The organism is Candidatus Eremiobacteraceae bacterium (genome assembly GCA_035710745.1).
Lineage (GTDB): Bacteria > Vulcanimicrobiota > Vulcanimicrobiia > Eremiobacterales > Eremiobacteraceae > JANWLL01.
The window spans coordinates 137,952-150,200 of record DASTCX010000035.1; the positions used below are offsets into that span (position 1 = coordinate 137,952).

11 protein-coding genes are annotated in these 12,249 nt (G+C 65.3%); 5 read left to right on the forward strand and 6 right to left on the reverse strand.

What is annotated here, in order from left to right; genetic code table 11:
* Both VFO25_13040 and VFO25_13045 read right to left on the reverse strand, forming a co-directional pair.
* Positions 1 to 369 (reverse strand): VOC family protein, encoded by a 369-nt coding sequence (locus VFO25_13040; GenBank protein ID HET9343832.1) that lies wholly within the window; start codon positions 367 to 369, stop codon positions 1 to 3.
* Positions 370 to 497: 128 nt separating this feature from the next.
* Complete coding sequence (locus VFO25_13045) at positions 498 to 1,634, reverse strand: serine hydrolase domain-containing protein (protein ID HET9343833.1); 1,137 nt, start codon at positions 1,632 to 1,634, stop codon at positions 498 to 500.
* Between the two features lie 60 nt (positions 1,635 to 1,694).
* On the opposite strand from VFO25_13045, the gene VFO25_13050 reads away from it, so the two are divergent.
* Together VFO25_13050 and VFO25_13055 are read left to right on the forward strand one after the other, a co-directional pair.
* On the forward strand, positions 1,695 to 2,648 hold the full coding sequence (locus VFO25_13050; protein ID HET9343834.1) for a YafY family protein: 954 nt from the start codon (positions 1,695 to 1,697) through the stop codon (positions 2,646 to 2,648).
* A 35-nt stretch (positions 2,649 to 2,683) separates the two neighbouring features.
* Entirely contained in the window at positions 2,684 to 5,647 is a 2,964-nt protein-coding gene (locus tag VFO25_13055; protein ID HET9343835.1) for a hypothetical protein, read from the forward strand.
* Between the two features lie 158 nt (positions 5,648 to 5,805).
* Here the strand turns inward: VFO25_13055 and VFO25_13060 are convergent, their stop codons facing one another.
* The 4 genes from VFO25_13060 to VFO25_13075 all read right to left on the reverse strand — a co-directional run bounded on the left by VFO25_13060 (position 5,806) and on the right by VFO25_13075 (position 8,252).
* Entirely contained in the window at positions 5,806 to 6,579 is a 774-nt protein-coding gene (locus tag VFO25_13060; GenBank protein HET9343836.1) for a sulfite exporter TauE/SafE family protein, read from the reverse strand.
* A gap of 33 nt (positions 6,580 to 6,612) precedes the next feature.
* Positions 6,613 to 7,386 carry a sulfite exporter TauE/SafE family protein gene (locus VFO25_13065; GenBank protein ID HET9343837.1) on the reverse strand — a complete coding sequence of 258 codons (774 nt, stop codon included), beginning with the start codon at positions 7,384 to 7,386 and terminating at the stop codon, positions 6,613 to 6,615.
* Between the two features lie 166 nt (positions 7,387 to 7,552).
* Positions 7,553 to 7,945, reverse strand: a complete 393-nt coding sequence (locus VFO25_13070) for a VOC family protein (protein ID HET9343838.1) — start codon at positions 7,943 to 7,945, stop codon at positions 7,553 to 7,555.
* A gap of 67 nt (positions 7,946 to 8,012) precedes the next feature.
* Positions 8,013 to 8,252 carry a hypothetical protein gene (locus VFO25_13075; protein HET9343839.1) on the reverse strand — a complete coding sequence of 80 codons (240 nt, stop codon included), beginning with the start codon at positions 8,250 to 8,252 and terminating at the stop codon, positions 8,013 to 8,015.
* Between the two features lie 145 nt (positions 8,253 to 8,397).
* Between VFO25_13075 and VFO25_13080 the strand changes: the two genes are divergently transcribed.
* The 3 genes from VFO25_13080 to VFO25_13090 all read left to right on the forward strand — a co-directional run bounded on the left by VFO25_13080 (position 8,398) and on the right by VFO25_13090 (position 12,079).
* Positions 8,398 to 9,414, forward strand: coding sequence for a WYL domain-containing protein (locus VFO25_13080; GenBank protein ID HET9343840.1), 1,017 nt, complete (start codon positions 8,398 to 8,400; stop codon positions 9,412 to 9,414).
* 219 nt (positions 9,415 to 9,633) lie between these two features.
* Positions 9,634 to 11,331, forward strand: coding sequence for a hypothetical protein (locus tag VFO25_13085; GenBank protein ID HET9343841.1), 1,698 nt, complete (start codon positions 9,634 to 9,636; stop codon positions 11,329 to 11,331).
* A 70-nt stretch (positions 11,332 to 11,401) separates the two neighbouring features.
* Positions 11,402 to 12,079: a zinc metallopeptidase gene (locus tag VFO25_13090; GenBank protein ID HET9343842.1), complete on the forward strand. Its 678-nt coding sequence runs from the start codon at positions 11,402 to 11,404 to the stop codon at positions 12,077 to 12,079.
* The last annotated feature ends 170 nt before the right edge of the window (positions 12,080 to 12,249 follow it).

A 12,249-nucleotide genomic window follows, 5' to 3' on the forward strand; every position in this document is an offset into this window, starting at 1 on the left:
CTAGCCCTTGCGCTGGTGGAGCAGGAACGAGTTGCCTTCGGTGTCCTCGCAGACCGCCATGAAGCAGTCGCCGGTGTCGAATGGCCCGTCGAGAATCGTGACCCCGCGATCGCGATATCGCTCGACTGCGGCTTCGCAGTCCTCGACCGAGAACATGACGCCCGCGCTCGGATGCCATGAGCCATCCTGCATCTGCCACACGCCGAACGTCGCGCCATCGGCGAGTTCGAACTCGGCCCCCTGCGAGAGCTCGACGCTCATCGGCAGGCCGAGCGCGTCGCGGTAGAACTTCACCGCGCGCTTAGCATCTTTTGCGAGGTACGTGTGGACGTCGATGCCCTTGATCGTGGTTGCCGTAGCTGTGCTCATCGTCTATCCTCTCGACGGCTTCGTGCTGCGGCGTCCGCTTCCGCGCCGCCGGCTACGGCAATCCTAACCCTTCAAACCTGACATCTGCTGTCAGGTTTGTTGGCGTAATATCTTTTTAGGGCTAGGCGTCAGGGCCGGATGCGATCGTACGAAGTCGCGAGGCGGTTCCACACTTGCGTCGCAGGATCGTTGTCGTCGGTACGGTTCGTCAGCACGACCATTGTGAGGCGGCGATGCGCGTCGTACCATGCTTCGGCGGTGAAACCGTCATAGAAACCACTATGGCCGCGCCAGAGGCGACCGTCGTGTTTGTCACTTTCGAGGATCTCGTTCTTTCCGCCGGGTGCGAGCATGGTCGCGAGCGATTTGCTCGACACGAGGGATCCTCCGAAGAGTGCGTCGGTGAATCGCGCGACGCCGATCGCGGTCGCTGCGACGCCGCCGTCCGTCCACACGGGCCCCCAGTCGTAGGTCGGAACGCCGAGATCGCGCGCATCCTTGAAGGTGTCAATTAGTTTGCCGTGCTCGAGATCGTACCCCGGAGATATCCGCGGCGCGAACCGCGCGACGCGATCGATGTCGACGTCGTCTTGAAGATGCAGTGGCTCGAGCACGAATCGGTCGAGCTCCGCGCCCACGCTTGCGCCGCTCGCTTTTTCGATGACCCCGCCGAGCATCACGTAGCACGAGTTGCAATAGTCGAATCGCGAGCCGGGCGAAAAGCGGACCGGTCCCTCGCGACGTTCGAGTTGATCGCGGGTCCAAACGTGATTTGGATCGCCGAGCAGCTTGAGGATGATCGGATCGTCCTCGTCATCGCGATAGCCGCTCGTATGGCCGAGCAGGTTCATAACCGTGACGCGCGACGCGTCGGGCAGGTATGCCGGGACGTACGGTGTGATCGAGTCGGAAAGGCGCAACCGCCCCTCTTCGACAAGTCGCATCGCAATCGTCGCGATAAACATCTTACTGACGCTGGCAAGCACGAACATGCTGCTGTCCGTAATCGGGACGTTGGTCGAAAATGTCGACCGACTCCAGACGCCGCTCTCGCCGGTCCAGATGACAAGCCCATCGTCGGCGATCGCCGCCGAGACCCCAGGGGCACCGCTCGCGATGCGCGCCTCATCGAGCACCATCTGGAGCTGCGCGGCTTCACCAGCCGTCACGCGCGAGGGCGCATTTCTCGCCTCAACGTGAGATGGTAGACCGATGATCACGGCGGCTGACGCGGCAGCGACCCAGAGCGTCGCGATCTTGCGCACGGTGGTCGTTTCAAGCGACATCCGAAAGAATCCCACGAAGCATTGCAAAAGTGGGCTGTCGTGAAATCGGAGCGCCTTCTCGCGATGCTCCTCATGCTCCAGGCGCGCGGCCGGGCGAGCGCACGCGAGATCGCGTCGTCGCTCGAGGTGTCGGAGCGGACCGTGTATCGCGACCTCGACTCGTTGAGCGCCGCGGGCATTCCCGTCCATGCCGAGCGCGGAGCGCACGGCGGCATCGTGCTCGCCGACGGCTACCGGCGCGCGCTCACGCAATTCCGTGACGAGGAGATCCGAGCGCTCTTCGCTTCGGCGGCCGAGACGCTCGCCGACGTCGGGCTCGGCGACAACTTGCGCCGCGCCCTCGAAAAGCTGAGCGGCGCGCTGACCGAGTCGCAGAAGCGCGCAGCCGCGAACGTTCGCGGGCGCATCCACATCGATCCGCGACGGTGGAAGCAGGCGCAGCAGCCGCGAGCGATGCTCTCCGCGCTCCGCACCGCATGCGCCGAAGACCGCCGCACCGTCCTCCATTATCGCGATCGCAACGCGAAGGTGAGCGAACGCATCGTCGAACCGCTCGGTCTCGTGGCGAAAGCCGGCGTCTGGTACCTCGTCGCGCTGTACGGCCCGGAGATGCGCGTCTTCCGCGCGGATCGCATGCTCGGCCTCGACGTCATGCCCGAGCGTTTCGAACGACCGCCGGACTTCGATCTCGATAGCTACTGGACGAAGTGGAGCACGGAGTTCGAGCGCAGCCTACCGGGCTTTGCGGTCGTCCTTCGCGTCGCGCCGAACGCTGTCGACGACGTGACATCGTACTGGGAGTGCGAACTCGTCGGTCAAGGACGCCGCGGCTGGAAAACGTACAAACTGCTCTTCCCCGGACTTGAAGTCGCGGTCGCGCACGTGCTCGCGTGGGGCGATCGCGTGGAAGCGGTCGAACCGGCGGAGCTTCGTTCGACGATCGTCACGCGAGCTGCCGGCGCGATGCGTCGCTACGCGCCGCGAGAGCCCTGAAGGGAATGGCTTTGCGGCGACAAGAATCGCCGCGCATGAGACACTTCCGCGCTCTTGTGCTTTCGTTCGTAACGGTCGCGCTTTTCGTCGCGCCGTCGCTCGCGTCAACGGACGTCCATCCGTACGACGCGATGCACTGGCGCATGATCGGACCGTTCCGCGGCGGCCGTTCGAACGCCGTCACCGGCGTGCCGGGAAACCCGACGCTCTTCTATTTCGGCGCGGTCGCCGGCGGCGTGTGGAAGACCGACGACGCCGGACGGACTTGGAAGCCGATCTTCGATTCGCAGCCGATCGCGTCCATCGGCGCGATCGCGGTCGCGCAGTCCGATCCGCGCGTCATCTACGTCGGCTCCGGCGAAGCGGACATGCGTTCCGACATAACGTACGGCGACGGCATGTACAAGTCGAGCGATGCCGGCGCGACCTGGCGCCACATCGGGCTCGACGACACGCGCCAAATAGGCAAGGTCGCGGTCGATCCGCAAAATCCGGATCGCGTTTTCGTCGCAGCGCTTGGCCACGGGTGGGGACCGAACACGCAGCGCGGCGTCTTCCGCTCGCTCGACGGCGGCAACACATGGCAGCGCGTCCTCTATAAAGATCAGAACACGGGCGCCATCGACGTCGTCATCGACCCGAACGATCCCAAGACCGTCTTCGCGGCGCTGTGGCAGACGCGGCGTCCTCCGTGGAATATCTACCCGCCTTCGAGCGGTCCGGGCACCGGGCTCTACATCTCCCATGACGGCGGCACGTCGTGGCAACAGGTCACGTCGAGCGGTTTCCCGCGCGGGCACGTCGGCCGGATGGGTATCGCCGTCGCTCCGAGCGACTCGCACCGCGTGTACGCGATCGTCGACGCGGCGAAAGGCGGCTTGTACCGGTCGGACGACGGCGGCGCTACCTGGTCGCTCGTCGACGCGGACCGGCGCTTGTGGCAGCGCGGCTGGTACTTCTGCAAGCTGGCGGTCGATCCGGTCGATCGCGACACCGTCTACATCTCCGATACGGCGTTCTACCGATCGACCGACGGCGGCAAGCATTTCACGGCGATCAAGGGATCGCCGGACGGCGACGACTTCCATCAACCGTGGGTCGACCCGCGCGATCGCGACCGCATCGCGCTTGCGAGCGATCAGGGGACGAGCATCAGCGTCGACCGCGGGCTGACCTGGAGCTCGTGGTTCAATCAGCCGACCGGACAGTTCTACCATATCGAGGCTGACGATCAGTTCCCGTTCAACGTTTACGGCGCGCAGCAGGACAACGGAGCCGCGAAAGTGCCGACGCGAAGCGACGCGTTCGGCATCACGTCGTTCGACTGGCAGATGATCGTCGCGGGCGGCGAATCGGGCTACGTCGGCGCCTCGAGCACCGATCCGAACATCCTGTACGGCGACACGGTGAGCCGCGAAGATCTGCGCTCGCGCCAGACACAGTCGATCGACCCGACGATCGCCTTCCCTGGGCTTTACCGATCGACGTGGACGCTGCCGCTGGCGCAATCGCGTTCGGAAAAGGGCGTGCTCTATTTCGGACGGCAGGTGATCTTCCGCTCAGCAGACGGCGGCAACAGCTGGCGCATCATCAGCCCCGACCTGACGCGGCCGAACCCGGCCGTACCCCACAGCCTCGATCCGCCTACGGCGGCGGACAATGATGGGACCGGCGTGCGGCGGGGCGTCGTACAAGCGATCGCGCCGTCGCCCATCCGGGCCGGCGCGATATGGGCGGGCACCGACGACGGCAAGATCTGGCTGACACGCGACGAGGGGGCGACGTGGAGCGACGTCACACCGAAGCAGCTCGGAGCCTGGAGCAAGGTCGGGATCATCGAAGCGTCGGCGTTCGATCCTGCGACGGCCTATGCCGCGATCGATCGTCATCAGGTCGACGATCTTCGTCCCTACATATATAAGACCCACGACTGGGGCGCGACGTGGACGCCGGCCATGCGCGGCATACCCGCTGGCGCGTACGTCAATGCGGTGCGTGAAGATCCGTCGAGACGCGGTCTCCTCTACGCGGGAACCGAACTCGGCGTCTTCGTCTCGTTCGACGATGGCGCCAACTGGCAATCGCTGCGTCTCAACATGCCGGTCGTGCCGGTCCGCGACCTCGTCGTCAAGCAAGATTCGCTCGCGATCGCGACGCATGGGCGATCGTTCTGGGTCCTCGACGATCTCTCGCCGCTCCATCAGGCGATGTCGACGTCGAGCCCTGCCTGGCTCTTCGCACCCGAGGCGGCGATCCGCATGCGCGCACACGTCGACCCCAGCGAGGCGCTGCCGCCCGAGGAACCCGCAGGCGAGAATCGCGCCGACGGAGCGTTCGTCGACTACATCGTCAACGCGAAGCTGACGGGTCCGTTGACGCTTTCGATCTACGACGCATCGGGCGCGCTCGTACGGAACTATTCGAGCGCGCATCCGCCGCAAGCGGTCAACCCGGACGAGCTCGACTTTCCGGCGTTCTGGGCGCCGCCCGGACAGGCGTTGTTGGCGTCACCCGGCGCGCATCGGTTCGCCTGGGATTTCGCGTACGCGCTGCTGCCCGGCGAACCGCAAAGCGGCTTCCTCGGAGGCGTACTCGCACCGCCGGGTCGCTACACTCTACGACTGGCGGAAGGCGGGCATACGTGGTCGCAACCGCTCGTGGTCGAGAAAGATCCGCGCGTGCGCTCCTCGGACGCCGACCTCGTCGAACAGTTCCGAGTCGCTCGCGAGATCGAGGCGATGCGGGTCCTCGCTCACACAGCCTTTGAAACCGCCTTGCACAAGGGCAAGAAGGCTTTGGCGGGAGGGCCGCCTACGCAAAGCCCCGACAACTCGGTCGGATCACCGACCGTCGAGTTCACGAGCCTTTGGGCCGTCGGCAACGGCCTCGATGCGCTCCAGGCCGCGGTCGAAAGCGCGGACACGCCCCCTACCAGCGACGAGATGCGAGCGCTCGCACATTGGCGATCGGACCTCGACCAGGACCGTCGGCAACTGTGACCCATGGCACGGCCCCGGTGATGACAGCGACGGGGGATGTCTGCTAGAATCATCCGTAGGGAAACGGAACGCCCGCCGGCAGATGGAAGACCGGAGGGCGTTTTGTTATTGGAGCGGTCGACCTTTACGGTCGACCGGAGCCGAACGAAGCTCGGCTCTCAGAACATCCGAACTGCCGTCACGGCCATGACGAGCGCGGTCGCCGGGCGGACGACTTTATCCGGTAGCACGCCGCAGAGGCGGCTCCCGATGATGACGCCGGGAATCGAACCGACGAGCAAGCTGAGCGTCATCGGGAAGTTGATGCTCCCGAGCGCCCAATGGCCGGCGGCTGCGATCGGAACGATGATCGCCGCGAACGCGACGCCCGAACCGACGAGCTGTTGAAAACGCATCGTCGGCAAGATGAGATAGAGCAGCGTCATCGCGATCGAACCGGCGCCGATCGACGTCAGGCTGACGAGGAAGCCGACACCGAGTCCGATGAGCACGATCACCGCCGCCTTCGGGCGCAGGGGCACCCAGTTCTTGCTCTTCTCGCGATTGCTCTGGATGTACTGGCCGAACAAGATGATGCCGGCGACGAGGAAGAGCAGCGAACCGAGGCCGTGCTTCAAGTACTCGTTGAGCGCATCGATCGAGATCAGCCGTTTCACATAGCCGAGCATCAGGACGCCCGCGACGGCGCCGGGGATGCCGCCTATCGCGAGCAGCAAGACGAGTTTCCAGCGCACCGTCTGTTGGCGCCAGTGCACGAACATGCCGACGAGCTTCGTCGGCACGCTGTACGCGAGATCCGTGCCAACGGCGACGAGCGGCTGGACGCCTATCAACAAAACGAGGACCGGCATCATGAGCGCGCTGCCGCCCACGCCGGAGAACCCGACAGCGGTTCCGACGAGAAGGCCTGCGAGCGCTATGTGCCAGTCCATGATCACTTCCGGCGAGAGTGCTTTAGCCGCGGCCTAGAACATGCGCGTTCCGGTGAACGCCATGACGACCGCAGTGGCGGGCCGCACGATCTTCTCAGGCAAGATGCCGCACAGACGGCTGCCGATGATGACGCCTGGTATCGAACCGAAGAGCAAGCTGACCGTCATCGGCCAGTTGATGCTGCCGAGCGCCCAGTGGCCAGCCGCAGCGATCGGCACGATGATAGCGGCGAACGCGACGTCCGACCCGACGAGCTCTTGGATCCGCATGCGCGGCAGGATGAGGCACATGAGCGTCATCGTGATCGAGCCGGCGCCGATCGAGGTCAAGCTGACGAGGAAGCCGACGACGAGACCCGTCGCCAGGATCCACGGCGCCTTCGGCCGGAGCGGCACCCAGTTCTTGCCCTTATCGCGCCTCGATTGGATGTACTGGCCGCCGACGATGAGCGCGGCGACGATGAAGAGCAGCACGCCGAGCCCGTGTTTCAGGTTCGAGTTCAGCACGTCGAGCGGCACGAGTTGCTTGACGAAGCCGAGCAGGAAGACGCCGGCGAGCGCGCCCGGCACGCCGCCGATCGCGAGCAGGAGAACGAGCTTCCAGCGGATCGTCTGCTGGCGCCAGTGGACGATCATGCCGACGATCTTCGTCGGAACGCTATACGCGAGGTCGGTTCCGACCGCGATGAGCGGCTGGACGCCGAGCATGAGCACGAGCACGGGCAGCATGAGGGCGCTGCCGCCGACTCCGGAGAACCCGACCGCAGTGCCGACGAGGAGCCCCGCGAGGGCGATATGCCAATCCATAGCGACTCCGTAGGGATTTAGGTGAGAATGCTCACTAGCCTATCGTATCGTCGCCCCCACGTACAGTGACGACGGTCCGGAATTGGCGTCGCACGCCCCTAAAACCCGGAGCCGGAAGTCCCCCATTAATTCTATAGGGAATAAGGTCTTCCCGCAGCGCGGGCGGCTACCCGCCTTCTTCGTGAAGGTAGCAGAGCTCGAGCTTATTCCCGTCCGGGTCGTCGAAGAAACTCGCATAGTAGCGCGGCGTGTAGACGATCGGCCCGTCCACGTCGACGGCGCCGGCCTTGGCGGCGACCGCCGTCACGCGGTCGACTTCTTCCTTCGACGAGCAGCGGAACGCAAGGCGGTTCTCGTTGGGCCTGTGGTCAGGATCCACTTCGAAGCCGAAAAAGTCGCCGTTGCGATCGTCTCCAGGCCTGCGCCATGTCGGCCATTCGTCGCCCGCTTTGCGCGCCTCGAGTTCGAAGCCGAAGCTGCGCATGATTGGATCGTAAAACGCGACCGCGCGTTCGCGATCGCGGACGCGCAGGTCTATGTGGCTGTATAGCGGTTTCATGCCGCCGCGGGTTCAACGGCGCGGCGCGCGACTCATTGAGCCTGCTTCGCGCCGATGCGCGACGCGATCACGACACGTGAGCGAGGGTCCGGGGTTCGCTCGTCGCGAGCCCACCTTCGACGGCCTCCGTTTCGGCCTGAGTCCCGCGACGCCGCTTCGTCGCCGCCGTAGCGGCGGCGCAGCAGCGCCCGCAGGTGACGCGGCCTTCCCTTGCGTCGCGCGTCATGCAGATGATGCAGCGGCCGGTTTCGCGCGCCTTGATCCTGCGCTTGCGGCTCTGTTCGCGCCAGTAGTCCGAAATGTCCATGTGCAAACCTCCGACTCCAATTCAACCACGCCGTGATGCCCGCGCAAAGCCGGCCGGATATTGACCCGGTCACAGCGCGAGCCCCCTCTCATTTGGACGCGGCCATAGGAGTTCATCGTCCGGTCGGGCGTATCGTAGCCAAGTCATGCCTGCGAGAAGCGACGGTCTCCTCAGATTGCTGCGCGAACTCGATTCTGCCCGCACGATCACTCTCGCGCACGCTCGCGAGGTGTACGGAGGCGGCCTGTCGGCAGCGACGTGGAAGCGCGTCAAGAAACGTCTCGAGCGCGAGGGCTGCGCGCTGCGCTGGGATGCCAAAGAGAAGCGCTTTCACGTCGTCGATCCGATGTGGACGATCAAACCGGCGCCGTCATCGCAGGCGCGACTGCGCGACCGCGTGACGATGCTCCGCGCGAACGCCGCCGCGCTCGGCTCGCCGTACGTCGACGAACTGGCGCCGCTCTTCGAGCGTTGGGATGCGCAACTGGCAGGAGCGAGCGAGGGCGCCCCGCCGCCCGTCCACCGCCCGCAGCCGCGCGCCGATGACGCGTTCTACGAACGTCTCACGCAAGTCGAGTGCGCGCTGCGCGATCACCGTATGATCGCCTTCACGTATACGAACACGACCGGCGGCAAGCCGAAAGCGCGTCAGATCGAACCGTATGCGCTTCACGAAAATGTCGGGCGCTTCTACGTCTGGGGGCGCGAAAAAGTGCGCCAGGCTCCGAAGTTCTTCGCGGTCGACCTCATGCGCGACGTGACGCTCGAAGACGGATTCGAGCCCGATCCGAAGCTCAGCCTTTCCGACGCGCTCGAACACAGCTTCGGCATGTACGTCGGTCAGCGTTCCAAGCCCATGCGCGTCGTCGTCGAGATCGACGCGATTCGCGCCGCATACGTCCGCGCACGCCGCTGGCCTGCAGAAGTCGCGAGCGAGGACGGCGAGGACGGGAAGCTGCGGATCACGTTCGCCGTCAACGATCCGCAAGAGGTCGTCTCGTGGGTGCTTGGCTTCGGCGGATCGGCGCGCGTGGTCAGCCCGGCGATCGCCGCCGACCTCGCGCGGCGCGCTGCCGAAGAGATGGCCGAGGCGCACGGGTGGTCGCGTCGCGCGGCAAAAGGCGATGGGATGATGGAGTTCGAGTGGCCGAAAGAATCGTGAACGTCCGATATGCTGCATGTTTCGCACTCGCTTGCGCGCTCGCGCTCTTCTTCTCTTCGGGCAGCGCTGCGAGCGCCGATGCAGCCGCTTCCCCTTCACCGCTGCCGACCGCCACAGCCGCATCTACCTTCCAGATCCACGGCGATCTGAGAACGATCTTGCTGTCGCAAGGCGTGAGCGGTCCGGGCCTGACGCCGATCGAGGGACCGGGCTTCGTCAATGGTGCGCCTGCAGCGCCGGTGGTCACCATACGATCCTTTCTCCGCCGCGCCGCTCGTACCGGGCGACGTCGCGCAGGAACAGGTGTCGCTCGACGCGTCGTGGCATCGGCGCACGTTTTCTTTGGAGGCGATCGGCGGGGTCGAAGCGCTCGACGGCGATCGCACGAACGAGGCGTATTGGGCCGAACCGATGCAGCCGCAGGACGATCCGCATCTCGGCTCGACCGTCACCGGTTATGCCGTCGCGTTCCCGACGCACCCGGGAATCGATGACTATACCGGCGCGCGTGCGGGTCTGACGCAGATCCGCGCTTCGTTCGAGCGCGCCGGCGTGTCGCTGCGGGCCGGCTGGTTCGATCTCGGTCAGACGCTTGCGTGCGTCTTCACGCCTCCGGCGACGACGAACGCGCTTCCGTCATTGACTATGAAGACGCCCGAGAGCCTCGCGCCGAGCCCGTTCGCGCTCGATGCGTGGGATGCATCGCCCTCGACGCTGCCGCTGCGCGGATTCGATCTTGCGGGCGACGCCGGCGCCATCTCGCTCGAAGCGGCCGATGCGGCGCTGCCGGCGCTCCCGGGAACGCCTGCGCGGATGGAGACGCTGTTCGCCGGCCGCTCGTTCGCCGGCGGCGACGGCTGGATGGTGCAGTGGCTCCACGTCCACACCGGCGGCGACCCGATCCTGACCACGACGGATTTCGGCGCCCTTCCGACCATCGAACAAACCGGCCAAGGACCGTTTGCGTTGAGCGTGCTCGACGGGCAGCGCGAGACGATCACCGGTGCCGGCGCGAACTTCGAAACACCGCTCGGTCTTCACGCGACGATCGACGGCGCGTTCTCATCGTACCAGGCCGATCGGATCGACAACCGCGGCGTCGCGGTCGACGGGTTCGTCCACGCCGGATTATCGCATCGGCTCGGCGACGGGCGGGTCGGAGTCGACTTCTACCGCTTCGGACCGACGTATGCCACGATGATCCTACCGTACGGCGCGCCGGAGAATATCTGGAGCGTTGCCTATTCGTGGCCCGGCCCATGGTTGAAATCGGATTTCCAGCTCGTCGACTCTTCGACCGCGGGCGTCAACCGTCAAGGTCCGCTCATCTCGTACAGCCGCGACGACGGCCGCAACCAGCTCTACGTCACGTGGGCGAGATTTCGCCAAATCAGCCCATTCACGGTTAGTGACGGCCGTGCGCTCGGCTTCGTCGAAGGCTTCTTCCTCATCCAAAGCGACCCGCTCGACGCGACGACCGGTTCGTTCCAGCGAGCCAACGTCTACGTCGGTCATGAACTCGGGCGCTTCGGCGACCTCGGACTAGACTTCTCCGACGACGACTTGCACCGGCCGTATGCCGGCGGCGAACGCCTCGACGCCGTCTCGTTCGACGCGCCTCAGTACGTCGTATCGCTCACGAAGCGTGCGTCTTCTCATCTCGTCGCGGCCGCCGGCTTCGCATATTTCGGAACGCGCGGCTCCTGGGCCGGCGCCGGCCCTCCGAACGTCGATTTCGCGATGAAAGCCGCGTTCGCGGGCGCACAGATCGCGGAGCCGGACGGAGCGTTCATGGTCACGGCGCGTCGAAGTGTTTTCGGCGGCTCGCCATATTTCAGTCCGTCCTTCAATTTGCGCTACGGTTCGCCCGATTTTTTGGCGACGACCCTCTTCGTCGAACGGCGCCTGCCCTTTTAGGCGGCATGGCGTCCCAGTAAGGGCGCCGAACGGGTGAAACCGCGTTGCCGGCGACGGAGTATCTTCCGATATGTTTTACGACCCGACCTACTTCATCTTCATCGCCCCCGCTCTGCTCCTCGGTCTATGGGCGCAGACCCGGCTTCGCGGAACCTTCGCCCGCTACGCGCGCGTCCCGACGAGCAGCGGCGTCAACGGCCAGACGGCGGCGCAGATACTCATGCAGCAGGAGCAGTTGAAGATCGGCGTGCGAGGCACGCCGGGCGTGCTCACCGATTTCTACAACCCGGCGAACAAGACGATCAACCTGTCTCAGACGTCCGGACAGAACTCGATCGCATCGGTCGCCGTCGTCGCGCACGAGCTCGGCCACGCGGTGCAAGACCAGCAAGGCTACACGCCGATGCGGCTACGCGCCGCGATCGTGCCCGGCGTCCAGATAGGGGCGTGGGTCGGACCGCTCATGTTCATCGCCGGCTACTGGCTGCGATCGCCCGAGCTCATCTGGGTCGGCATCTTCCTCTTCGCGCTCACCGCGATCTTCGCGGTCGTGACGCTTCCGGTCGAGTTCAACGCGAGCCGGCGCGGCCTCGCGATGCTGCAGACGAGCGGTATCCTTTCGGCGCAAGAGATCCCCGCCGCCAAGCAAGTCCTCGACGCAGCGGCGCTCACCTACGTCGCTGCCGCCGCTCAGGCGGTCCTGACGCTTCTCTACTACCTCTCGCTCGTGAGCGGCCGCCGGCGCTGACGAATTAATCATCGCGTTGGAAAAGCCGCGGCGGTCGAGCTAAAGTGTAGGGTCTACACAGCTACGCTACACTTTGCGAGCCTGCGCGAGCTTGTGCAGGGGTGCCTTCCCGTTGAGCGCTTTGTGCGGTCGCTGGGTGTTGTAGAAGTTCGCGAAGTTGTAGATGATCG